Raw genomic sequence first — 23,524 nt, 5'->3', positions numbered from 1 at the left:
AGACATGACGACCCCCGCCTCCGCCCCGTCCGCCGTGCCGTCGCTCGCCCTCAACTCGGGCGGCTCCATCCCGCAGCTGGGGCTCGGCACCTGGCCGCTCGACGACACCGACGTCGAGAAGGCCGTCATCGCCGCGGCCGAGCTGGGTTACCGTCACGTCGACACCGCGGTCAAGTACGGCAACGAGGTCGGCGTCGGCCGCGGAGTCGCCGCGAGCGGCGTGCCGCGCGAGGACTGGTTCGTCACCACCAAGCTCGACGGCGAGTACCAGGGCAAGGACCGGGCGGTCGCCGGCCTCGACGCGAGCCTCGACCGGCTCGGCCTGGAGTACGTCGACCTGCTCCTCATCCACTGGCCGCTCCCCGCGCGCGGCGAGTTCGTCTCCACCTGGGAGACGTTCATCCGCCTGCGCGAGGCGGGGAAGGCCCGCGCCATCGGCGTCTCGAACTTCAAGCCGGCGCACATCGACGCGCTCATCGCCGCCACCGGCGTCGTCCCCGCGGTCAACCAGATCCAGCTCAGCCCGGCGATCACCCGGCGCGAACAGCGCGCCTACGACACCGAGCACGGCATCCTGACCGAGTCGTGGAGCCCGCTGGGCGGCGGCTCGGGCGACCTCCTCTCGTCCCGGGTGCTCGCGCGCGTGGCCGAGAAGCACGATCGCACCCCGGCGCAGACCGTGCTGCGGTGGCACCTCCAGAACGGTCTGGTGGTCATCCCGAAGTCGGCGAACCCGCAGCGGATGGCCGACAACCTCGGCGCGTTCGGCTTCGAACTGGACGCCGACGATCTCGCCGCCCTCGACACCCTCGACGAGGGCCCGGACGCCGGGGTCGACTCAGACCGCAGCGGTCACTGATCGATCGGGCGCACCAGCGGGAGCGAGACCGTCACCACGAGGCCGTTCGGGCGCCCGTTGGCGAGGAGGACGTCCCCGCCGGCCGCGCCGGCCAGAGCCGCGACGATCGCCAGACCGAGCCCGCCACCCGCACCCGAGGTCGACGTGCGCGCGCCATCGGCACGGGTGAAGCGGTCCAGCGCCACCGGGATGAACTCCTCGGGCATCCCGGGGCCGGTGTCGCGCACCGTGAGCACGACCCGGTCCGCGTCGACGGCGACCTCTGCCGTCACCGTCGCATCCCCGTGCCCGGGCACGGAGCGGATCGCCGTGATGGCGTTGCCCAGCAGGTTGTCCAGGATGCGGCCCACGTCGGTCGGACTGAGCGCGATCCGGGCATCCGCGGCCGGCCGGCGGCGCGGGTCGTACTCGAAGTCGACCGAGATGCTGCCGGCGTCGTCGTCGCCGCTCGCGAGGAGACGGGCGCGATCGATCGCGTCCGTGAGCTCGTCGACGAGGGTCCGCCAGTCGATGCGGCCGCTCGTCGGGCCCGCCTCGATGCGGGAGAGCTCGAGCAGGTTGTTGGCGAGCTGCCCCAGGCGCAACGCGGTCGCGTGCGAGGAGCGGATGTCGTGGAGGAGCGCGTCCGAGTCGCCGGCGTCGAGCTCGGCGAGCTCCAGCTGCCCGCGCAGCACGGCCAGCGGTGTGCGCAGTTCGTGGCTGGCGTCCGAGACCATCTGGCGCTCACGATCGGCCGAGGCTCGCAGCCGCCGGATCAGATCGTTGAGCGTGGTGGCCAGCTCGGAGAGCTCGTCCTGAGCGGGACCGACGGTGAGGACGGTGGTCGACGCCTCCTGGCTCGTGCGCTCCTCGCCCGCGATGAGTTCGGCCTGCTCGCGCATCCTGCTCACCGGGCGGAGGGCGGCGCGCGCCAGCAGCCACGACGCACCGCCGAAGCCGAGGATGAGCACGCCGGCCCCGATCAGCAGCGCGGCCGTCAGCCGGTCGAGGATGAGGGCGGTCGTCTCGTCGTTGCGCGCCGCGACGATGTGCACGACCCCGTCGGAGGTCTCCACCGTCTGGGTCAGCACCAGATACTGGTCGTCCCCGAGCTGGTACATGGTCGGAGCGGAGCCGAACGAGATGAGCTTGTCGACCTTCGGCTCCATCGCCGCGGGGAGCGTCGAGGCGAGGATGGCGCCGCTGGCATCGACGACGGCGAGCTCCTGGCCGCCGCCGGGAAGATCGAAAGGCCCCTGCGGACTGTTCTTGACCGACTCGGCGGGGGCGGCGATGTCGTTGTCGAGCAGCGTGACCGTCGCGTTGTGGAGGATGGAGGCCACGCCGATGCGGATGACGACGACCGCCGCGAGGCCGAAGAGCGAGGCGACGAGGAGGCTGCCGATGGTGATACGCGCCGTGATCGACAGGCGTCGCAGCCAGCTCACGACGTCGACGTCTCCAGCTTCTCGTCCTGCTTGTTCTCGCCGGCCGCCTTCGCGTCGAGGGCGTTCTTGGCGTCGAGCCGGTAGCCGCGCCCGCGCTCGGTGACGATCGAGAGGCCGGCCTCGGCGAGGTCGAGCTTCTTGCGCAGGTACGAGACGTATTGGTCGATCACGTTGGTGCCGATGTTCTCGGTGGTGCCCCACACCGACTCCAGGATGTCGGCGCGCGAGAGCGTCTTGTCCGGGTTGGTGGCGAAGAGACGCAGCAGGGTGAACTCGCGGCGGCTGAGCGGCATCTCGTGGCCGTCGACGAGCGCCTGATGCTCGTGCGAGTCGACCGTGAGACGGCCCACGGTGACCTGGGGGCGCATCCCGGTCGGCTCCCGGCGCAGCAGGGCGCGCACGCGGGCGGCCAGCTCGGCGAAGGCGAACGGCTTGGTGAGGTAGTCGTCGGCCCCGGAGTCGAGGCCGTGCACGCGGTCCTCGATCGCGTCGCGCGCGGTGAGGAGCAGGATCGGCATGGGGTTGGCCGCCTCGCGGATGTGGCGGCACAGCTCGAACCCGCTCATCCCGGGCAGCATCACGTCGATGGCGGCGGCCGAGTAGGCGTCGCTCCGCAGCGCGATCAGTGCGTCGACGCCGTTCGTGACGAGGGTGACCTCGTATCCTTCGGCGGCGAGACCGCGCTGGACGAGGCCTCCCATGTCCGGGTCGTCTTCCACAACGAGCAGCTTCATGCGCCCATCGTGCCACTCTTCGCCGTGGCGGCGCTCGGTTCCGTGGTCGCAGCGCGTCGCACGGTCTGAGGATTCTCGCAGAGGACGTTCAGGCTTCTTCGACCACGGAACGGAGGGATGCGAGCGTCGACGCCCAATTGTCGGCCATGCGCTCGGCCTCCGTCCGGTCGGCGCATCCGTCCTGCGTGATGGTCACGACGGTCGTGTCGCCGTCGTCGGAGAGCAGGTACGAGACGGTCTGGTAGCTGTCCGGGACGTCGGGCTTGCCGCTGAGCGGGCTGTAGTAGCTGGTGACGAGGCGCTCGCCGGGGACGATCTCGAGGATGGTCCCCTTGTCTTCGTACGGCTTCCCGTCCCACTCGCCGCGGTAGGTGATCGGGCCGCCCTCCCGCCAGTCGGTCGTGACGCGGGTGCCGTACATATAACGGGCGATGGTGTCGGGGTCGGTCAGAGCGTGCCAGATCGCATCGCGTGATGCGGCGATCGGGAGGCTCGTCCGTGCTGTCTCGGTCATCTCCCGAGTGTGCGCCGGCCCGCCGCCGTCGTCTTGAAGATTCGCGACGGGGTCAGGAGTTGCCGCGGTTGATCAGGCGCGACAGCACGATCGCGCTGCGCGTGTGATCGACGTTGGGCGCCAGGCGCACCTTCTCGAGGGCGGCCTCCAGGCTCGGGATGTCGCGGGAGCGGATGTGGACGATCGCGTCGGCGCTGCCCGTCACGGTTCCCGCGTCCACGACTTCCGGGACGGCCGAGAGGATCCGCAGGAGCTCTTCGGGCGAGACGGTGCCGCGGCAGAAGAGCTCGACGTAGGCCTCGGTGCTCATGCCGTCGATCGCGGGGTCGACCTGGATGGTGAACCCGCGGATGACCCCGTCGGCCACCAGGCGGTCCACGCGGCGCTTCACCGCGGAGGCGGACAGCCCCACGACCGAGCCGATATCGCCGTAGCCCGCGCGCGCGTTCTGGCGGAGAAGGTCGAGGATGCTGCGATCGAGGTTGTCCACGGCGCAAGCATAGGGTGGATCATTGCGCGTCAGGGAGTGTTACGCGGGAATCGTGCGTGGGCGCGCACGAGTCGCTCGCGACCGGCCCGCTTCTCAGCGAGCTGATCTGCACGCCTCCGGCGCCGACGGCGGGTTTTTCAAGTGAACGCGGCCTCCCGCAGCTTCCGGTGGAGTGGGACCATGTGCGCATGAGCGACACCAGTGATGTGACACCGGCGCCCCGGCCGAAGAACCGCGACAGCCACGGCTTCTTCGGCCAGCCGCGATCCCTGGCGAACATCTTCGGGGTGGAGATGTGGGAGCGGTTCTCGTTCTACGGGATGCAGGGCATCCTGCTCATCTACCTCTACTACTCCGCCACGAAGGGCGGCCTCGGGATCGACCAGCCGACCGCGGCCGGTATCGTCGGCGCCTACGGCGGTGCGGTCTACCTGTCGACCATCCTCGGCGCCTGGCTGGCCGACCGGCTCTTCGGTTCGGAGCGGGTGCTGTTCTGGAGCGCGGTCGTCATCATGGCGGGACACATCGCACTCGCCCTGCTGCCCGGATTCGCGGGCGTGACGGTCGGTTTGATCTTCGTCGCGGTGGGCAGCGGGGGGCTGAAGGCCAACGCGACGCGGATCGTCGGGACCCTCTACGACGAGCACGACTCCCGGCGCGATGCCGGGTTCTCGCTGTTCTACCTCGGCATCAATCTGGGTGCGTTCCTCGGACCGCTGCTCACGGGGTTGCTGCAGACCACGCTCGGCTTCCACTACGGCTTCGGGCTCGCGGCGGTCGGGATGGCGATCGGCCTCATCCAGTACTCGCTCGGCCGCAAGCGGCTCCCGGAGGAGGCGCGCGCCGTCCCGAACCCGCTGCGGGCGAAGCGGTACCCGCTCGTCATCGGTGTGGCCGCGGCCGGCGTGATCATCGTCGTCGCGCTCGTGCTCACCGGCGTGATCACGGCGCAGAACCTGGCGCTCGTCGTGATCGCCGTGACCATCGCGGCCGCGATCGCGTACTTCGCGGTCATCCTCTCCTCCCGCCTGGTCAGCCGCGAGGAGCGCAGCCGGATCGTGGCGTTCATCCCGCTCTTCATCACCAGCGCGGCGTTCTGGTCCCTCTACCAGCAGCAGTTCACGGTGCTCACGATCTACTCCGACGAACGCCTCGACCGGAACCTGTTCGGCTGGGAGTTCCCGGTCTCGTGGGTGCAGTCCATCAACCCGGTCTTCATCATCGTGCTCTCCGGCGTCTTCGCCGCGATCTGGACGAAATGGGGCGACAAGCAGCCGTCGACCCCGATCAAGTTCGCCGCGGGGACCATCATCATGGGACTCGCCTTCTGGCTGTTCCTGTTCTGGGCCGGAGGCGGCAAGAACAGCACCCCGCTGCTCGCGGTGGTCGGCATCCTGCTCGCCTTCACCGTCGCCGAACTCCTGCTCTCGCCGGTCGGCCTCTCCGCCTCCACCAAACTCGCGCCGCACGCGTTCCAGGCGCAGATGGTCGCCCTGTTCTTCCTCTCCGTCGCCCTCGGATCCGCGATGGCCGGGCAGCTCGCCAAGCTGTACTCGCCGAAGACCGAAGGCATCTACTTCGGCATCATCGGAGGGGTGGCGGTCGCCGTGGGTGTCGTCCTCGTGCTGCTCACCCCCTGGGTGCTGCGCATGATGCGCGGCGTGCGCTGACCGGCATCCGCAGGACCGGCTCCCGTCCGACCGGCTCCCTGTCAGGGAACCGCACGGATCGCAGCGCCTCCCGCATGGGATCCGTCAGGACGGCCCCACGGGAGGCGCTCGCCGCGTAGACCGGACGCATGACCCTCACCCGCATCATCCCCACGCTCCGCTGCAGCATCCCCGAACCGCTCGACGCCACCCGCTGGCCCGCACACACGCACCCCACGACGACCGACGTGGTCATCGCCGGCGTCTCGCTCGTCCGCCTCGCCGACTGGTGCACCACACCCTGCGTGCACACCGACGACGACGCTGCCGCCGTCGTCACCGCGGTCACGAACGTCACCCGGCACCCCGGAGGCGGCCTCGACGTCGAACTCGACGCCGACCTGCGCACGATCGCCGCCGAGACGTCCCAGGCCCGACTCATCGGCCGCGCCTCCCCGGCGCCGCTCTGCGCCGTCCACGCCGGCCCCCGCCTGATGGACCTGCCCGCCGACCTGCACCCGGGCGATCTCGTCGCCCTCCCCGCCCACGGGCCCGTCACCCTCGGCCAGGTGGACCCGCACCGCCACGCCAGCAGCGGCGCAGCGACCGCGGAGCCGGCCGGTCACTGCGGCCGGTGAGCGGGCGCTGAGCGGCACTCCGGCGCCCGTTCGCACATCGGCCACGCAGATCAAGCGAGCGCCATTCAGCAGTATCCTTGCTGAATGGAACTCCGCCAGCTCGAGCACTTCGTCACGGTCGCGGAGGAGCGGCACTTCACCCGCGCCGCCGAGCTGCTGCAGATCTCGCAATCGGGGCTGTCGGCCTCCATCCGCTCCCTCGAGCAGGAGCTGGGGACCTCCCTCTTCATCCGGAGCACCCGCCGCGTCGAGCTGACGACGGCCGGGCAGGCCCTGCTCGCCGACTCCGTGCGCACGCTGGCCAGCGCCGCCGCCGCCCGGGACGCCGTCGCCGCGGTGCGCGGACTGCAGCGAGGCCGGCTGACGGTCGGCGCCGAGCCGTGCCTCGGGTCCGTGGACCTGCCCGCCGAGCTGGCCGCCTTCCGCACCGCCAACCCGGGGGTGGAGGTGCGCCTCCGCCAGACGGGGTCCGTCGAGCTGGTGGACGCGGTGGCGAACGGCCAGGTGGATGTCGCCCTCGTCGTCGACACCGGTCACACGCCCGTCGGGGTGCGGCTGCGACGGCTGAGCACGCAGGACCTGCTCGTGCTGTGCCACCCCGGGCACCGCTACTCCGGCGAGGAGAGCCTCCCGATCGAGAGCCTGCGCGGCGAGACCATGATCGGCTTCCAGGAGGGGTGGGGCGCGCAGGCGCTCACCCGACGGGCGTTCGCGGCGGCGGGGTTGGACTACCGGCCCGCGATGGAGGTCAACGACGTGCACCCCCTGCTCGACCTGGTCGGCTACGACCTGGGCGTGGCCGTGGTCCCGGCGAGCTTCGCTCGCAAGCGCCCCGACACGCTGCGGGCCGTCCCGCTCTCGGGTGATGTCCCGAAGTGGAACGTGGCGGTCGCGGCGTCGGAGGAGCCCAGCCCGGCTGCGGCTGCCTTCCTGAGACAGGTCAGCATCGCCTGAGTAGCCCCTCCACCGATCGATCGCGGGGACGGACCGATCGGTGGATCCGCCGAGCGCGCCCCGTCGCGACGCTGGAACCATGACTCGCACATCCGCTCGCTCCTCCGCCCGTCCCGACAGCGCCGCCCGTCGCGCCGCCTTCCGTCCGATCCTCATCCTGCTCACCTCCTTCCTCGTGGTCAGCGTGGCGATGGAGGCCGCGCTCCTCGTCCAGAGCACGACCGGCGGCGAGGTCGCCATCGCCGTCTGGATCCGCTGCTCCCTCGTGCTCGGCAGCGCGGTCGTGCTGCTGCTGATCGCGCTCGCCGCGGCGCGCGGCTCGCGATCGTCGTGGCTGCGGCTGCTGATCATCGCCCCGATCGTGGTGGTGGCGGTGGTCGTCATCGTCTCCATCCCCGGCTTCCTCCCCGACTGGGTGCGCCTCGAGCAGGCCGTGTGCGGCGCCCTCGTGCTCCCCGCCGCGATCCTGACCGCCCTGCCACGCACGCGTGCCCTCTTCCCCGCGGGCGCGTAGGGTCGGCACCATGGTCGATCCGCGCTGGCGGACCGTGCTCACGGTCGCGCCCTATCTGGTTGCGGGAATGCTCGCGGCCTTCGCCGTGGGCGTGGGATGGGGCCGGTGGACCACGCTCGTGCCCGAGCTCATCCTGTGCGCGGCGTACGCCGGATGGGTGCTCGTGCTGCGCGACCTCCCGCTGCCGTGGCGCGGCCGTCCGGCGGCGATCGCGACGCTGATGGCCGGCACCATCGGCATCAACCTCGCCCTCGTCCAGCTCGACAGCTGGTTCGCGTTCCTCACGATCGCGACCTTCTCGCTCGCCTACTCGCTCGTCGAGTGGCCGTGGGAGCTGCTGGCGGTCGGTGCCACGGCGGTGGTCGCGGGCGTGGCCCAGGCCTCCGGGCTCGGGCTCGACCTCGCGGGGATCGCCGGACGCGTGGCGGTGGTGGCGATCAACGTGGTCATCATGTGCGGGCTCTCGTTCGGGCTCCGCGTCGCCAGGCGGCAGGAGGAGCGCGCGGCGACCGTGCTCGAGCGCGCGCGGCTCGCCCACGAGATCCACGACACGCTCGCCCAAGGCTTCGCCGGCATCGTGATGCAGTTGCAGGCGGCCGAGCAGGCCGACGACGATGCGAACCGCGACCGGCACACAGGAGCGGCACTGGCCCTGGCCCGCGAGGGGCTCGCGGAGGCGAGGCGCTCGCTGCACGCCCTGCGCCCGGCCGCCCTCGACGCGGCCGGGCTCGCCGACGCGATCGCGGAGGCCGCGCGACGCTGGTCGGAGCGGACGGGCATCCCGGTCGACGTCGATGCGCGCGAGGCGGCGGCCCCGCTCCCGACGGACGCCGAGGTCGCGCTGCTGCGGACCACCCAGGAGGCGCTCGCGAACGTGGAGCGTCACGCCGATGCGCACCGCGTCACGCTGACCCTGCGCCACGACGCCCGAGGCGCCCGGTTGGAAGTGCGCGACGACGGCCGCGGGTTCGACCCGGCCTCACCGCGCCGGGACGACATCGACGGCGGCTACGGTCTGATCGCGATGCGCGAGCGCATCTCGGGGCTCGCGGGACGGGTCGTGATCGAGTCGAGCCCCGGGCGGGGCACCGCGGTGCGCGTCGAGGTGCCGGCATGAGCGCCGTGCGGCTGCTGGTCGCCGACGATCACCCGGTCGTGCGCGACGGGATCGTCGGCATGGTCTCCTCGGATCCGGAGATCGACGTCGTCGGCGAAGCATCCGACGGCGCTGAGGCGGTCGGACTCGCGCGAGCGCTCGAGCCGGACGTCGTGCTGATGGATCTGCGCATGCCGGGGATGGACGGCGTCAGCGCGATCCGGGAGCTGACGCGGCTGGGCGTGCGGAGCCGCGTCGTCGTCCTCACCACCTACGCCTCGGACGCGGACGTGCTGCCGGCGATCGAGGCCGGCGCCACCGGCTACCTCCTCAAGGACGTGCCGCGCGACGAGCTCGTGCGCGCGATCCACGCGGCGGCGAGCGGGCACGCGCCGATCGCCCCGGCCGTCGCGTCGCGGCTGGTCGACCGGGTGCGAACGCCGGAGGCGGGACTGCTCAGCCCGCGCGAGCTGCAGGTGCTCGCACTCGTCGCCGACGGTGCGACGAACCGGGAGGCGGGCAGTCGCCTCCACGTCAGCGAGGCGACGGTGAAGACGCACCTCCTCAGCGTCTACGCCAAGCTGGGTGTCGGGGATCGCGCGGCGGCCGTGGCGGAAGGTTTCCGTCGAGGACTGCTCGGCGCATCCTCCTCCTGAGGCGCCCCGTCCGACCCGCGCGGGCCGTCGTCACGGTGCCGTTACAAACCTTTTACATGTGTAGAGTGGAAATAACTTGCAAGCACACGTCGAAGTGTGAAGGATAGTTTCATTCCCGGATGCACGGCATCCACCAACACATTCCCGGTTTCGAAGAGGAGACAGCACCATGAAGAAGCGCTACCTCTCCGTCGCCGCCGTCACGATCGCAGCACTGGCCCTCACGGCCTGCTCGAGCGGTGGCAGCGGCGATGGGGGCTCGGTCGACGCGAAGGGCCAGAAGCTCAGCGTGTGGATCATGCAGGGCACCAACCCCGACTCCACGGCCTTCTTCAAGGAGGTCGGCGACGAGTTCAAGAAGGAGACCGGAGCCACGCTCGACGTGCAGTTCGTCCAGTGGGCCGACGCGCATGACCGGTTCGTGACCTCCATCGCCGGCAACACCACCCCGGACGTGGCGGAGACCGGCACCACCTGGACCACCGAGTTCGCCGACGCCGGGGCGCTCGCCCCCATCGGCGACGACGTCAAGAAGGCTGGCCTCGAGGACGACCTGGTGAAGGGCCTCAAGGAGGCGGGCACCTACGACGGCGAGCTCTACGGCATGCCGTGGTACGCCGGCGTCCGCTCGCTGGTCTACCGCGCCGACGTCTTCAAGGAGCTCGGCATCGAGGCTCCGAAGACGTGGGACGACATCGTCGCTGCGGGCGAGAAGATCAAGGCCGCCAAGCCCGACATGATCCCGTTCGCCGTTCCCGGCACCGCCGAGTTCGGCGTGTACCCGTGGGTCTGGGGCGCGGGCGGCCAGGTCGCCACCGAGAAGGGCGGCACCTGGACCTCGGGTCTCGACAGCGCCAAGTCGCGTGAGGGCATCCAGTTCTACACCGACCTCGCCACCAAGTACGGCTTCTCCACCTCCGGCGCCACCACCTGGAAGGAGACCGACGTGCTCGACAACTTCAACCAGGGCAAGGTCGCGATGGCCATCCAGGGCTCCTGGACCCCCGCCACGATCGTGCAGAAGGCCCCCGACCTCGAGGGCAAGATCGCCGCGACGCCCATCCCGGGCAAGGACGGCGGCATCAGCCCGTCGGTGCTCGGCGGTTCGCACCTGAGCGTGTTCAACACGGCCAAGAACAAGGACCTCGCCTGGAAGTTCGTCGAGATGATGACCACGGGCAAGTACGCCCAGGAGTGGGCGTCGCAGACCGGCTACTTCTCCGGCCTGACCTCGCTCGTCAAGAAGGCGATGGAGTCGGACGACCCGCTGGTGAAGCCCTTCGCCACGCAGATGGTCGACGGCGGCGCGTCCGTGCCGGTCACCCCGCAGTTCGGCGCGGTGCAGGCCAAGCAGACGACCAACGCGATGATCCAGTCCATCCTCTCCGGGCAGAAGACGGTCGACCAGGCGACGACCGACGCGGCCAAGGAGATGACCCAGCTGCTGAACGACAAGTAGCCCGATGGCCATCGACGTTCGTCCCGAGACGCCGGCCGTGCGCACCGCGCGCGGCCGGCGCCCCGGCGCCCCCGCCCCGAAGCGCAAGCGCTCGTTCATCGCCGTGAGCCGGCCGTGGCTGCTGCTCGCCCCCGCGCTGGTGGTGCTCGCCGGGCTGCTGCTGTGGCCCCTGATCCGCGTGGTCATCATCTCGCTGCAGGACTACGGTCTGCGCGAGATCGTCAGCGGCAAGACGAACTTCATCGGCTTCGACAACTACGCCGAGATCTTCGGCAACTCCACGCTGTGGACGGTCGCGCTCCCCAACACGGTGATCTTCGCCATCCTGTCGGTCGCCGGCACGGTCGCCCTCGGCACGCTCGTCGCGCTGCTGATGGCGAGCCTCGGCCCGACCTGGCGGACCATCGTCGGCAGCGCCATCATGATCGCCTGGGCGATGCCCGCGGTGACCGGCACCTACGTCTGGGTCTGGATCTTCGACGCGGACAACGGCATCGTCAACCAGGTGCTCAAGAACCTCGGGCTGATGCACGAGTCGTTCAACTGGTTCACCAACCCGTTCACGTTCTACGGGATCGTGCTCCTCAACATCATCCACCACGGCTTCCCGTTCGTCGCGATCACCGTTCTGGCCGGTCTGCTCGGCGTCTCGAAGGAGATGCTGGAGGCGGCCGCGATGGACGGCGCGGGAGCGGTGCGCCGCTTCTTCTCGATCATCGTGCCGTCGCTGAAGCAGGTCTTCGCCGTGGTGATCATCCTGTCCACGATCTGGGACTTCAAAGTCTTCGCGCAGGTCTATCTGATGCCGGGAGGCTCCGGGTCCAACCGCCAGGTGCTCAACCTCGGCGTGTGGTCGTACGTGGAGTCGTTCGGTCAGAACCGGTACGGCTTCGGATCCGCGATCGCCGTCCTGCTCACGCTGGTGCTGCTCGCGATCACGGTCGTCTACGTCCGCACGATGCTCAAGGAGGACAAGCTGTGAAGCGCTCGATCGGCGGCAAGATCGGCAAGGGCGTCCTCGTCGCCCTGCTGCTCGTCTTCACGCTCTTCCCCGTCTACTGGATGCTGTCCAGCGCGTTCGACAAGCGCGCGTCGAGCGGCGGCCAGTCGCTCATCCCGCAGGAGTTCACGCTCGACAACTTCGCGTACGTGCTCACCAAGGGCGGCTTCGACGTCTTCCTCCGCAACTCGCTGATCGTCGCGGTCGCGGTCGTGGTGATCTCGGCGGTCCTCGCCCTGCTGGCGTCGGTCGCGGTGGCGCGGTTCAACTTCAAGTTCCGCACCGCGATGCTGTTCATGATCCTGTCGGTGCAGATGGTGCCGCTGGAGGCCCTCGTCATCCCGCTGTTCGTGCAGGTGCGCGACCTCGGCCTCCTGAACCAGCTGCTCGGCCTGATCGTCGTGTACGTCGCGCTGTCCCTGCCCTTCGGCATCTGGATGCTGCGCGGCTTCGTGGCGGCGGTGCCGGTCGAGCTGGAGGAGGCCGCGTACCTCGACGGCGCCAGCTGGTGGCGGATGTTCCGCTCGGTGCTGTTCCCGCTCGTGATGCCCGGACTGGTCGCGACCAGCGTCTTCGCCTTCATCACGGCGTGGAACGAGTTCATCTTCGCGATGACCCTGCTGGGCGGCGCGAGCGACAACTACACCGTCGCGATCGGCCTGAAGCAGTTCTTCGGCGAGCACACCAACGAGTGGGGCTACGTGATGGCGGCCTCGACGATCATCACGATCCCGGTCATGATCTTCTTCGTGCTGGTCCAGCGCCGCCTGTCGAGCGGCCTGGTCGCCGGCGCGGTCAAGGGCTAGGGGGAGCAGGATGAGCGCGAGCACCGATCCGGGGGTTCGCTCGCTGGTCGCGAGCGTGCTGTGGCCCGGCTTCCTGGGCCGGACGGCGCCGGACTGGCTGCTGCACGCCCTCGAGGAGGGGCTCGCCGGTGCCGTGTACTTCGGCCAGAACATCGACCCGGAGGACGCGGAGCAGCTGCCCGCGCTCTCCGCCCGGCTGCGGGAGGCGCGCCCCGGCGCCCTCCTGGGCGTCGACGAGGAGGGCGGACCGGTCACCCGGCTGGAGGCCGCCTTCGGCTCCACCCTCCCGAGCGCCTCGCAGCTCGGACGCGTCGACGACACGGCGATCACGCGGGCCGCGGGCGTCGAGCTCGGCCGGCGCGTGCGCGCGTCGGGCGCGAACGTCGCCCTCGCCCCGGTCGCCGACGTCAACACCAACCCGCGCAACCCCGTGATCGGCACCCGGGCGTTCGGTTCGACGGCCGACCTGGTGGGTCGGCACGTCGCCGCGATGGTGTCCGGCATCCAGGCCGGTGGTGTCGCCGCGTGCGTCAAGCACTTCCCGGGTCACGGCGACACGGCCGTCGACTCGCATCTCGGACTGCCGCACGTCACGCTGCCCGCCGCCGAGGTGGAGGCGGAGCACCTCCCGCCGTTCCAGGCCGCGATCGACGCCGGCGTCGCCGCCGTCATGACGTCGCACGTCGTCGTGGACGCGTTCGGGGACCTCCCCGCAACACTCGACCCGCGGGTGCTCGGGATGCTGCGCGAGCGCGGCTTCGCGGGTGCGATCATCACGGACGCCCTCGACATGGCCGCGATCCGCGCCGAGTTCGGGGCCGGCGCGGGAGCGGTCCGGGCGATCCTCGCCGGAGCGGACCTCCTGTGCATCGGCAACCCCTCAGACCTGGGTCCGAAGCACGGCGCGACGAGCGACCTCGACGACTACGCGGAGGTGCGCGACGCGCTGCTGGCCGCGGTGGACGACGGCACCCTGCCCCTCGCCGCGCTCGAGCGCGCATCCCGGTCCGTCGCCGACCTCTCGGAGTGGACCGACGCGGCGTCGCGAGCGGGCGGCTCGTCCCTCGGCGACGACGACTTCGATCCCGCGCAGATCGTCCGCGAGGCGATCGTCGTGCGTGGAACGGTCCCGGCCGACGTTCCTGCGGGGGAGCGCGTCGTGCTCGACCTGCGGGATCGCGCCAGCGGCGCCGTCGCCTCCACCGCCGAGCCGTTCAGCGTGGCCCTCGGTGCCGCGCGCGCCGTCGTCGGCCCGCTCGGCGGCCGTGACGTCGTGGCCGTGATGTGCGACGCGCTCGGCGACATCCCCGAGAGCAGCGCGGTCGTCGCCCTGGTCGACGCCGTGCAGCCGGGATCGCCGCAGCGTCGTGCGCTCGGGATGCTCGCCGCCGCGCGTCCCTCCGCCCTGATCGTGAACACGGGGCTCCCCGCCCCGGACGAGCTCGCGCTCCCCGGCCTCGACACCTACGGCTCGAGCCGCGTGACGGCCCGGGTCGTCGCCGAGACGCTCGTGGGGGCGCGCGCATGAGGATCCTCTCCCTGCAGTCCGGGACGAGCGTCGACGGGATCGACGTCGCCGTCGTCGACATCGACCCGCTCGACGCGAGCGACCGTCCCGTCGTCCGGCTCACCTCCGTCGTCGCCCGCACCGTGCCGTGGTCGGAGCCCACCCGCGCGCTCCTGCTCGCCGCGGTCGAGGGGCAGAGCCTGACCCCCGCCGAATTCGTGCGGATGGACACCCTCGCCGGGCAGGAGTTCGCGGAGGCCGCGGCCGTCGCCGCCGAGGAGGCGGGCGGCGTCGAGCTGGCGGTCTCGCACGGCCAGACCCTGCACCACTGGGTCGAGGACGGCCATGCCCGCGGCACCCTCCAGGTCGGCCAGCCGGCGTGGATCGCGGAGCGGCTCGGCGTCCCCGTGCTCTCCGACGTGCGCTCGGCCGACATCGCCGCCGGCGGCGAAGGCGCTCCGCTGATGGGCCTCTTCGACCGCGCGTGGCTCGCGGGCGAGGCCGCGCGCAGCGGCCGTCCCGTCGCGACGGTCAACCTCGGCGGCATCGCCAACGTGCAGATCGTGGAGCCGGACGGCGGCCTCGTCGCCTTCGACAGCGGCCCGGCGAACGCCCTCATCGACGCCGCGGTCGCGCGAGCGACCGACGGCCGCCAGGGGCAGGACACCGACGGACTGCTCGCCGCCACCGGCCGGGTGGACGAGCGGATGCTGGGCGAGCTGCTCGCGCATCCCTACTTCTCGGCGCCGACGCCCAAGAGCACCGGGCGCGAGACGTTCGACCTCGCCGTCGTGGATGCCGCCGCCGCGCGAGCCGGCGTCCAGCCCGTGCTCGCCGACCTCGTCGCGACCCTGACCTCTCTCACCGCCCGCACGGTCGCCGACGCGGTGCGGTCGTCGTCGTCGCACATCCCGTCGCGCGCGATCGTCTCGGGCGGCGGCACGCGCAACCCGGCCCTCATGCGCGCCCTCAGCGCCGTGCTCGGACTGCACGGCGTCGAGGTGACCAGCAGCGACGCGCTCGGCATCGACGCCGACCACAAGGAGTCGCTGCTCTTCGCGTTCGTCGGCTACCTCAGCTGGCACGGCGTGCCCGCCGACCTGCCGGGCACCCCGGCCGGACGCGCGCGCGTGCTCGGGCGACTGACCCTCGCCCCCGACTCCGTCCCCGGCCGCCGCCTGCGCGGTGTCGCCGGGCTGACACTGGCCGCCGACCCCGCTCTGGCGGTGGCGCGGTGACCGACGCACCGATGAAAGGACCTTCCGTGGCTGAGCCGCATCCCCTCGCCGACCTCCGCGAGACGCTCGGGACGCTCGCGACCGAGGCGGTGAGCGAGACCACCCGCGACCTCGACATCATGTCGATCGAGGAGCTGGTGGCCGCGATGAACGTCGCCAACACCGAGGTCCCCGTCGCCGTTGCGCGCGAGAGCGCGAGCATCGTCGCCGCCGCGACCGGCGTCTCGGAGCGGATGCGCCGCGGCGGCCGTCTGATCTACGCCGGAGCCGGGACGGCCGGACGCATGGGCGTTCTCGACGCGAGCGAGATCCCGCCCACGTTCGGCGCCCCTCCCGAGCTCGTCGTCGGGCTGATGGCGGGCGGCCCTGAAGCGCTGCACACCGCCGTCGAGAACGCGGAGGACGACGAGGAGGCCGGGCGCGACGCGGTCCGCTCGATCCGGATCGGCCCGCTCGACGCGCTCGTCGGCATCTCGGCCTCCGGCCGCACCCCCTTCGTACTCGGCGCGATCGACCAGGCCCGCCGCGCCGGCGCCTTCACGGTCGGGCTCTCGTGCAACGCGGACTCCCCGCTCGGGCGGGAGGCCGAGGTCGGCATCGAGGTCGTCGTCGGCCCCGAGATCCTCACCGGCTCCACCCGCCTCAAGGCGGGAACCGCCCAGAAGCTCGTGCTCAACATGATCAGCACCATCTCGATGGTGCGGCTGGGCAAGGTCTACGGCAACCTCATGGTCGACCTCCGGGCCACCAACGCCAAGCTGCGGGCACGATCCGAGCGGACCGTTATGCTGGCGACGGGCACCGACGCGCAGCAGGCCGCGGAGGCGCTCGACGCGACCGGCGGGTGGATTAAGGCGGCGATCCTCATGAGCGAGACGACCCTCGATGCGGATGCCGCCGTGCGGCTCCTCGCCGAGCACGGCGGACGACTGCGCGACGCGCTCGCGGCGGTCGATGCCGCCGAGGGCGACCGAGGCGAGGCAGTTCGGGCCGAGCATGGTGCCTGACGTCCTCTCCGCGGTCCGGCAGGCGGTGCCGCGGCTGAGCGCGACCGAGGCGCGCATCGCCCAGGTGGTGATCGACCATCCCGAGCGCGTCGTCGACCTGACGATCTCGGAGCTCGCCGCGGTGTGCGACTCGTCCCAGGCGACCATCGCGCGGTTCTGCCAGAGCATCGGCTTCACCGGCTACCGGGAGTTCCGGCTCGCCATCGCCGCCGCGACCAGCCGTGAGCAGGCCGCGCGCGAGCGGTTCGAGCTCACCGAGAGCGAGGTGGACCCGGCCGACAGCGTGCAGGAGGTCGTGGCCAAGATCGCGTATCAGGATGCTCTGGCGATCGAGCAGACCGCTCGCGAGCTCGACCTCGACGCCCTCGACCGCGTGGTCGCCGCCATCGTCGGCGCGGGCCGCATCGACCTCTACGGCGTCGGCTCGAGCAGCCTCACCGCCCAGGACCTGCAGCAGAAGCTCTCCCGCATCGGGCTGACCGCGTTCTGCTCCGTCGACTCCCACCTCGCCCTCGCGTCGGCCGCGCTGCAGAAGCCGGGCAACGTGGCCATCGGGTTCTCCCACTCCGGCGAGACGCTGGAGACCACGCACGCGCTCGCGGTCGCGCACGCGGCCGGGGCGACGACGGTCGCCATCACGAACTTCCCGGAGTCGAGCATCGGCCGCGCCAGCGACCACGTGCTCACGACGCAGGCCCGCGAGAGCCTCTACCGGTCCGGCGCGATGTCGAGCCGCATCGCGCAGCTCGCGCTCGTCGACTTCCTCTTCGTGCGCGTGGCCCAGCAGATGTACGACCAGATGACGGAGTCGCTGCGGCTGACCTACGAGGCGGTCCGCAGCCAGCGTCCCGTGCGGCCCGAGCGCTCCGAGCGATGAGCGGCGCGACGCGCGGCGCGATCGCCGACCGCCTGCTGCCGCGCCCGCGGCGGGTGGAGGAGCTGCCGGGCGAGTTCGTGCTCGACGCCGGCACGACCGTCGTCGCCGACGCGACGGCCTCCGCGGTCGGCGCCTGGTTGCGCGCCCAGCTCGCGGCCGCGACCGCGCTGCCGCTGGCGGCCGAGTCGGCTGACGCCTCGGCGGGCGCATCGACCGCCGCTTCGACGGGCGGCGGGGGCGCCGGCGCGATCACCCTCGCCGCCGATCCCTCCCTCGCCGACGAGGAGTACCGGCTCACGGTCGAGCCGGACGGCGTGCGCATCCGGGGCGGATCCGCTGCGGCCCTCGCCCACGGCGCGCAGGCCTTCCTGCAGCTGCTGCCGCCCGCCGTGTACCGTCGTGGCGCCCTCGACGGCGTGCGCTGGTCCGCTCCCGCTTGCCGGATCGAGGACCGCCCTGCGTTCCGCTGGCGCGGGCTGATGCTCGACGTGGCCAGGCACTTCCTGCCCAAGCACGACATCCTCCGCTTCGTCGACCTGCTCGCGATGCACAGGATGAACGTGCTCCACCTGCACCTCACCGACGACCAGGGCTGGCGGATGGAGATCCGCCGCTACCCGCGCCTCACCGAGATCGGGGCGTGGCGGCGGGAGTCGCAGGTCGGGTTCGGGCCGGACGCGCCGACCGACGGACGCCCCCACGGCGGCTTCTACACGCAGGACGACCTCCGCGAGATCGTCGCGTATGCGGGCGCGCGGGGCATCACGGTGATCCCGGAGATCGAGTCGCCCGGGCACGTGCAGGCGGCGATCGCCGCGTATCCCGAGCTCGGCGTCGCGGGCGGGGACGAGCCGCGCGAGGTGTGGACGCGGTATGGGATCAGCCGCAACGTCCTGAACCTCGAAGAGTCGACGGTCGAGTTCTTCCGCAACGTGCTCGACGAGGTCGTCGAGGTCTTCCCCTCCACGTACATCGGCATCGGCGGAGACGAGTGCCGCAAGGACCAGTGGCGCGCCGACCCGCGCACGCAGGAGCGACTGCGCGAGATCGGCGCCGCGACCGAGGAGGAGGGCCAGAGCTGGTTCGTCCGCCGCATCGACGAGCACCTCACGGCGCTCGGCCGCCGGTCGTACGGGTGGGACGAGATCCTGGAGGGCGGCCTCGCCCCGGGGGCCACCGTCGCGAGCTGGCGCGGTGAGACCGGTGCCGTCGCGGCCGCGCGCCAGGGCCACGACGTCGTGTTCTGCCCGGACCGTGTCCTCTACTTCAACTACCGCCAGTCGGAGTCGATGGACGAGCCGATCCCGCTGGTCACCGTCACGACGGTGCGCGACGTGTACGAGCTGGACCCGGTGCCCGCCGAGCTCACCGCCGCGCAGCGCGCCCATGTGCTGGGCGCCCAGGCGAACCTGTGGACCGAGTACATCGACCAGCCGCGCGGGCTCGACTACTTCGCGTTCCCGCGACTGGCCGCGCTGGCCGAGACGCTGTGGACCGCCGACGAGGCGGGCGAGCGGTCGTGGGAGGCGTTCGTGCCGCGGCTCGAGGCGCACCTCGCGCGGCTCGACGCGGTCGGGGTCGAGTACCGCCACGCGGAGGGACCGCTGCCCTGGCAGCAGCGGCCCGGTATCCCCGGCGCCCCGCGCGATCGCGCCGACCGCGCCGCCGAAGTCGCCGCCCTCACCGCGACCATCGCCTCCTGAGCCGCCGCCTCCACAGGGAGGTGGCCGAGACGGCATCACGTGCGCGCCGAACCGTCGAGAGGGCGAAGGATTCGCCCTCTCGACGGTTAGGTCAGGCGGCGTTGAGGCGCGCGAGCTCGTCGGGGGTGAGCTCGACGTCGGCGGCCGTGACGGAGTCGCGGATCGTCTCGGGGCGCGAGGAGCCCGGGATCGGGATGACGTGCGGCCCCTGCGCGAGGTGCCACGCGAGCGCGACGACCTGCGGGCTGATCCCGCGGGCCTCCGCCACGTCCTTGAACGGCTCGAACCGGGACCCGAGGTCGGCGGCGTTGGTGATGCCGCCGAGCGGGCTCCACGGCAGGAACGCGATGCCGAGCTCGCCGGTCAGCTCCAGCTCCGGCGCGCTCGAGCGGAACGCCGGCGAGAACTGGTTCTGCACCGACGCCAGCCGCCCGCCCAGGATGTCCTGCGCCAAGCGGATCTGCTCGGGGTTCGCGTTCGAGATGCCGGCGAGGCGGATGACGCCCTCGTCGAGCAGGTCGCGCACGGCTCCGACGGAGTCCGCGTACGGCACCTCCGGGTCGGGGCGGTGGAACTGGTAGAGCCCGATCGCGTCGCCGCCGAGCCGCGCCAGGGAGGCCTTCGCGGCCTCCTTGATGTACTCGGGGCGGCCGTTCAGCGTCCAGCGGCCGTCGCCCGGGCGGAGGTGGCCGCCCTTCGTCGCGACGAGGACGGTGGAGGCGTCCCCGCTCCAGGAGCGCAGCGCCTCGGCGATGAGCTCCTCGTTGTGCCCGACCTCGTCGGCGTGCAGGTGGTATGCGTCCGCGGTGTCGATGAAGGTGACGCCGGCATCCAGTGCGGCGTGGACGGTCTTGATCGAGCGCTCGCGGTCCGGGCGGCCTTCGATCGACATGGGCATGCCGCCCAGGCCGATCGCGCTCACCTCGACGTCGGCGATCCTGCGTGTCTTCACTCTGTTCCTCTCTGCGTCGTCGTCCGGTGCCAGGGGGTCACCAGGCGTAGTCCTCGGGCGCGGTCTTGTGGCCCGGGAAGATCTCGTCGAGGCGCGCCAGAGCCGCCTCGTCCAGCTCCACGTGCAGGGCGCGCAGGCCCGCGTTGAGCTGGTCCAGGGTGCGCGGTCCGATGATCGGGCCGGTCACGCCGGGGCGGCTCAGCAGCCAGGCCAGCGCGATGTCGCCCGGCTCGTGGCCGAGCTCGTCGGCGAAGGCCTCGTACGCCTCGATCGCGTCGCGGTGCTGCGCGAGCGTGTCGGCCGCGCGGCCCTCCAGGCGCCGCTTGCCCTCGTTCTGCTTGCGGACCACGCCGCCGAGCAGACCGCCCTGCAGCGGCGACCAGGCGATCACGCCGATGCCGTTCGCCTGCGCGGCGGGCAGCACCTCCAGCTCCACCTGACGGGTGAGGAGGTTGTAGATCGACTGCTCGCTGACGAGCCCGAGCAGGTTGCGCTTGCGGGCCTCGGCCTGTGCGGTCGCGAGGTGCCAACCGGCGAAGTTGCTCGAGCCGGCGTAGAGGATCTTGCCCTGCGCGATGGCGGTCTCGATCGCCTGCCAGATCTCGTCCCACGGGGTGTCCCTGTCGACGTGGTGGAACTGGTAGATGTCGATGTGGTCGGTCTGCAGGCGCTTCAGGCTGGCGTCCAGCGCGCGACGGATGTTGAGCGCCGACAGACGGCCCTCGTTGGGCCAGTCGCCCATCTCGCCGTAGAGCTTCGTGGCGAGCACCGTGCGCTCGCGGCGGCCGCCGCCGAGGGCGAACCAGTCGCCGATGATCGACTCGGTCGCTCCCTTGCCCACGTGCTGGCCGTAGACATTGGCGGTGTCGAAGTAGTTGATGCCGGCCTCGTGGGCGGCATCCATGATCGTGTGCGCGTCGTCCGACGACGTCTGCGGGCCGAAGTTCATCGTTCCGAGGACGAGGCGGGATACTTTCAGGCCGGACCGGCCGAGCTGGGTGTACTCCATGTCGTCAGCATCCGCCCGCGCGGGCCGGAAGTCCAACAGGAGGTTCGGATGGGATTGTGCGATGGGGGTCATCAATCCGGGCGCAGGGATAGCATCCACCGTATGAAGCTGCTGATCGACGGCCTGTACCGGATCGAGAGTGCCCGCGCCGGGAACGCGTACCTCATCGAGGAGGACGGCCGTTCGGTGCTCGTCGACTCGGGCCTCGCGTCCGGTGCGCGGGCGCTGGTCGCGGAGCTCGCCGCCGCGCGCATCTCTCCGGTGACGGATGTCGTGCTCACCCACTACGACCCCGACCATGCCGGCGCCGCGGCGGCCGTGCAGCGGGCGACGGGCGCGCGGGTGTGGATCGGGGCGCCGGACGCGCGCATCCTGCGCGGCGAGCAGCAGCCTCCCACCTCCACTCGGCGGGCGATGCAGCGACTGGGCTGGCTCGGGCGCACCGAGGTGCCGGCCGGGCTGCACGAGCTGCCCGGCCACGCCGAGACCGCGATCGCGCCGGGTGTCCTGGCCGTGCCGGCTCCGGGACACACGCCCGGGCATCACCTCGTCCGCTGGCGCGGCGTCGCGTTCATCGGCGATGCTGCGCGTGTCTCGGACGGGAAGCTCGTCCACTTCCCCGGATTCCTGATCAGCGATCGTGCCGCCGCCGACGCGACGTTGGCGGCGATCACCGCCTCCCGGCCCCGGCTGGTGTGCCCGGGGCACGGGTCGCCGGATCGGTTGGTCTAGGGCCGGTCGGCAACGGAGGAGCTTCCGCGCGACACTCCGGGCCGTGACGGGCAACGGAGGAGGGGAGGGCGGGTCGGCCCTCGGATCTCCTCCGTTGCGCGCGTCGTGGCGGGTGGAAGCGGCCGGGTCAGTGGCCCGGGTAGGCGCCCGCCGCGATGTCCTCGAAGAGGGTCGGGCCGGTGGGGGTCCAGCCGTAGCGCTCGCGGGTGAGGGCGCTGGAGGCGGGGATGTCGACGCCGAAGAAGGCGCCGATCCAGCCGAAGTGCGCGGCCGCGTCCTCCGGGGCGATGGAGGCGGTGGGCACGCCGATCGCGCGGCCGAGGGCCTCCGCGATCTCGCGGGTCGGGATGCCCTCCTCGGCGACGGCGTGGACGATGCCGCCGCCCTCCGGCGCTGCGTCGAGCGCGAGCGCGATCAGGCGGCCGGCGTCGGAGTGGTGCACGGCGGGCCAGCGGTTCGCGCCGTCGCCGACGTAGCCGGCCACGCCCTTCTCGCGGGCGATCCCGGCCAGGACCGCGCTGAAGCCGTGGTCGCCGACACCGTGCACCGTCGGGGCGAAGCGCAGCGCGACCGGGCGGATGCCGCGATCGGCCGAGCCGAGCGCGAAGCCCTCCGCTCCTCCACGCGGCGACACGGGGTCGGAGGAGCGGGCGGCGTCCTCCTCGGTGGCGACGCGACCGGGCGCGAGCATGGCGATGCCGGAGGCGAACAGGAACGGCTTGTCGTCGCCGGCGATCGCGTCGAGCATCGTCTCGACGGCGGCGCGCTCGGTGCGGCCCGCCGCCTCGAAGTCGGAGAAGTCGTGCTTGAAGGCGAGGTGGAGGACGGCGTCCGCCTCGGCGGCGCCGGCGCGGAGGCTCTCGAGGTCGTCGAGGCTGCCGGCGCGCACCTCCACGCCCGCCTCGCGGAGTGCGGCGGCGGAGGCGTCGGAGCGGGCGAGGCCGACGACCTCGTGTCCGGCGGCGAGGAGTTCGGGTACGGCGGCCGAGCCGATCCAGCCGGAGGCTCCGGTGACGAAAACGCGCATGGGATCATCCCTTTCAGGTCATGTCAGTGACTGACATCGACGATAGCACTGATGTCAGCCGCTGTCATCACTAGACTGGAGCGCATGGGACGCTGGGAGCCGGACGCGCAGGGGCGCATGCGCCTCGCCGCGCTCGAGCTCTACCTCGACCCGGGCTTCGAGCAGACGACCGTCTCCGACATCGCGGAGCGCGCGGGCGTGACGGAGCGCACGTTCTTCCGCTACTTCGCCGACAAGCGCGAAGTGCTCTTCGACGCGACCGGTCAGATGGAGCACGACGTGCTGGCGGTGCTCACGGCGACCGACCCCTCCCTCCCGGCCCTGGACGCGGCGGGGGAGGCGCTCGCCGACGGCACGGCGATGCTGGAGGAACGGCGTGAGTACGCGCGTCGGCGCGCGGCGGCGATCGCGGCGAACGCGAGCCTGCAGGAGCGGGAGCTGCTGAAGCTCGCCCAGCTCGGGGAGGCCGTCACGGCCGCCCTCCGCGAGCGCGGGGTGGCGGAGCCGGAGGCGTCGATCGCGGCGGAGACGGCGGTCGCGGCGTTCAAGGTCGCGTTCGCGGCCTGGATCGGCGACGACGCGCCCGGCTCGCTGGCTGAGCGCGTGCGCGCCGTGATGGAACGGCTGCGGGCGCTCGCCGCCCTGAGCTGACGTCGGGGCGAGGGCGGGCGCAGCT

Annotated in this window: 24 protein-coding genes; 17 read left to right on the top strand and 7 right to left on the bottom strand. The window is 71.8% G+C overall.

Going from position 1 to position 23,524, the window contains the following annotated elements; translation table 11 throughout:
* The first annotated feature begins 4 nt into the window (after positions 1-4).
* Positions 5-859 carry an aldo/keto reductase gene (locus BGO91_RS04050; RefSeq protein WP_290471591.1) on the top strand — a complete coding sequence of 285 codons (855 nt, stop codon included), beginning with the start codon at positions 5-7 and terminating at the stop codon, positions 857-859.
* Here BGO91_RS04050 and BGO91_RS04045 read toward each other — a convergent pair.
* The 4 genes from BGO91_RS04045 to BGO91_RS04030 all read right to left on the bottom strand — a co-directional run bounded on the left by BGO91_RS04045 (position 853) and on the right by BGO91_RS04030 (position 4,024).
* Positions 853-2,286: a HAMP domain-containing sensor histidine kinase gene (locus BGO91_RS04045; RefSeq protein ID WP_290471590.1), complete on the bottom strand. Its 1,434-nt coding sequence runs from the start codon at positions 2,284-2,286 to the stop codon at positions 853-855. The genes BGO91_RS04050 and BGO91_RS04045 overlap by 7 nt on opposite strands.
* Positions 2,283-3,020, bottom strand: coding sequence for a response regulator transcription factor (locus BGO91_RS04040; RefSeq protein ID WP_290471589.1), 738 nt, complete (start codon positions 3,018-3,020; stop codon positions 2,283-2,285). Before BGO91_RS04040 ends, BGO91_RS04045 begins: the two co-directional genes overlap by 4 nt.
* Before the next feature lie 88 nt (positions 3,021-3,108).
* Entirely contained in the window at positions 3,109-3,534 is a 426-nt protein-coding gene (locus BGO91_RS04035) for an SRPBCC family protein (protein WP_290471588.1), read from the bottom strand.
* 52 nt (positions 3,535-3,586) lie between these two features.
* Positions 3,587-4,024, bottom strand: coding sequence for an Lrp/AsnC family transcriptional regulator (locus BGO91_RS04030; RefSeq protein WP_021763688.1), 438 nt, complete (start codon positions 4,022-4,024; stop codon positions 3,587-3,589).
* A 188-nt stretch (positions 4,025-4,212) separates the two neighbouring features.
* Between BGO91_RS04030 and BGO91_RS04025 the strand changes: the two genes are divergently transcribed.
* The 14 genes from BGO91_RS04025 to BGO91_RS03960 all read left to right on the top strand — a co-directional run bounded on the left by BGO91_RS04025 (position 4,213) and on the right by BGO91_RS03960 (position 19,128).
* Positions 4,213-5,694, top strand: a complete 1,482-nt coding sequence (locus tag BGO91_RS04025) for a peptide MFS transporter (protein ID WP_290471587.1) — start codon at positions 4,213-4,215, stop codon at positions 5,692-5,694.
* 128 nt (positions 5,695-5,822) lie between these two features.
* Positions 5,823-6,311 (top strand): hypothetical protein, encoded by a 489-nt coding sequence (locus BGO91_RS04020; protein ID WP_290471586.1) that lies wholly within the window; start codon positions 5,823-5,825, stop codon positions 6,309-6,311.
* Positions 6,312-6,395: 84 nt separating this feature from the next.
* A complete protein-coding gene (locus tag BGO91_RS04015; protein WP_290471585.1) occupies positions 6,396-7,265 on the top strand; it encodes a LysR substrate-binding domain-containing protein in 870 nt (289 codons plus the stop codon).
* A 79-nt stretch (positions 7,266-7,344) separates the two neighbouring features.
* Entirely contained in the window at positions 7,345-7,779 is a 435-nt protein-coding gene (locus BGO91_RS04010) for a hypothetical protein (protein ID WP_290471584.1), read from the top strand.
* A gap of 10 nt (positions 7,780-7,789) precedes the next feature.
* Positions 7,790-8,896, top strand: coding sequence for a sensor histidine kinase (locus BGO91_RS04005; protein ID WP_290471583.1), 1,107 nt, complete (start codon positions 7,790-7,792; stop codon positions 8,894-8,896).
* On the top strand, positions 8,893-9,531 hold the full coding sequence (locus tag BGO91_RS04000) for a response regulator transcription factor (protein ID WP_290471582.1): 639 nt from the start codon (positions 8,893-8,895) through the stop codon (positions 9,529-9,531). Before BGO91_RS04005 ends, BGO91_RS04000 begins: the two co-directional genes overlap by 4 nt.
* A gap of 169 nt (positions 9,532-9,700) precedes the next feature.
* Complete coding sequence (locus BGO91_RS03995; protein WP_290471581.1) at positions 9,701-10,990, top strand: sugar ABC transporter substrate-binding protein; 1,290 nt, start codon at positions 9,701-9,703, stop codon at positions 10,988-10,990.
* 4 nt (positions 10,991-10,994) lie between these two features.
* Positions 10,995-11,972, top strand: a complete 978-nt coding sequence (locus tag BGO91_RS03990; protein ID WP_290471580.1) for a carbohydrate ABC transporter permease — start codon at positions 10,995-10,997, stop codon at positions 11,970-11,972.
* Entirely contained in the window at positions 11,969-12,796 is an 828-nt protein-coding gene (locus BGO91_RS03985) for a carbohydrate ABC transporter permease (RefSeq protein WP_179700517.1), read from the top strand. The genes BGO91_RS03990 and BGO91_RS03985 overlap by 4 nt, the downstream gene beginning before the upstream one ends.
* A 10-nt stretch (positions 12,797-12,806) precedes the next feature.
* On the top strand, positions 12,807-14,324 hold the full coding sequence (locus BGO91_RS03980; RefSeq protein ID WP_290471579.1) for a glycoside hydrolase family 3 N-terminal domain-containing protein: 1,518 nt from the start codon (positions 12,807-12,809) through the stop codon (positions 14,322-14,324).
* A complete protein-coding gene (locus BGO91_RS03975; RefSeq protein ID WP_290471578.1) occupies positions 14,321-15,541 on the top strand; it encodes an anhydro-N-acetylmuramic acid kinase in 1,221 nt (406 codons plus the stop codon). Before BGO91_RS03980 ends, BGO91_RS03975 begins: the two co-directional genes overlap by 4 nt.
* A 26-nt stretch (positions 15,542-15,567) precedes the next feature.
* Positions 15,568-16,548 carry an N-acetylmuramic acid 6-phosphate etherase gene (gene murQ / locus BGO91_RS03970; RefSeq protein WP_290471577.1) on the top strand — a complete coding sequence of 327 codons (981 nt, stop codon included), beginning with the start codon at positions 15,568-15,570 and terminating at the stop codon, positions 16,546-16,548.
* Entirely contained in the window at positions 16,538-17,425 is an 888-nt protein-coding gene (locus tag BGO91_RS03965; protein WP_290471576.1) for a MurR/RpiR family transcriptional regulator, read from the top strand. The genes murQ and BGO91_RS03965 overlap by 11 nt, the downstream gene beginning before the upstream one ends.
* Positions 17,422-19,128, top strand: coding sequence for a beta-N-acetylhexosaminidase (locus tag BGO91_RS03960; protein WP_290471575.1), 1,707 nt, complete (start codon positions 17,422-17,424; stop codon positions 19,126-19,128). The genes BGO91_RS03965 and BGO91_RS03960 overlap by 4 nt, the downstream gene beginning before the upstream one ends.
* A 91-nt stretch (positions 19,129-19,219) precedes the next feature.
* On the opposite strand, the gene BGO91_RS03955 is transcribed toward BGO91_RS03960, so the two are convergent.
* Positions 19,220-20,080 (bottom strand): aldo/keto reductase, encoded by an 861-nt coding sequence (locus BGO91_RS03955; protein ID WP_290471574.1) that lies wholly within the window; start codon positions 20,078-20,080, stop codon positions 19,220-19,222.
* A 37-nt stretch (positions 20,081-20,117) separates the two neighbouring features.
* On the bottom strand, positions 20,118-21,089 hold the full coding sequence (locus BGO91_RS03950) for an aldo/keto reductase (RefSeq protein ID WP_290471573.1): 972 nt from the start codon (positions 21,087-21,089) through the stop codon (positions 20,118-20,120).
* A 102-nt stretch (positions 21,090-21,191) separates the two neighbouring features.
* Between BGO91_RS03950 and BGO91_RS03945 the strand changes: the two genes are divergently transcribed.
* Positions 21,192-21,821, top strand: coding sequence for an MBL fold metallo-hydrolase (locus tag BGO91_RS03945; protein WP_290471572.1), 630 nt, complete (start codon positions 21,192-21,194; stop codon positions 21,819-21,821).
* Positions 21,822-21,948: 127 nt separating this feature from the next.
* Here the strand turns inward: BGO91_RS03945 and BGO91_RS03940 are convergent, their stop codons facing one another.
* The gene (locus BGO91_RS03940; protein WP_290471571.1) at positions 21,949-22,848 is read right to left on the bottom strand and encodes an SDR family oxidoreductase; all 900 of its coding nucleotides are present in this window, start codon (positions 22,846-22,848) and stop codon (positions 21,949-21,951) included.
* A gap of 84 nt (positions 22,849-22,932) precedes the next feature.
* Between BGO91_RS03940 and BGO91_RS03935 the strand changes: the two genes are divergently transcribed.
* On the top strand, positions 22,933-23,499 hold the full coding sequence (locus BGO91_RS03935) for a TetR family transcriptional regulator (RefSeq protein WP_290471570.1): 567 nt from the start codon (positions 22,933-22,935) through the stop codon (positions 23,497-23,499).
* Positions 23,500-23,524: the final 25 nt, after the last annotated feature.

Origin of the sequence: Leifsonia sp. 71-9 (assembly GCF_001898805.1) — a bacterium.
GTDB lineage: Bacteria > Actinomycetota > Actinomycetes > Actinomycetales > Microbacteriaceae > Leifsonia.
This window is presented reverse-complemented; position numbering and strand designations above follow the sequence as displayed.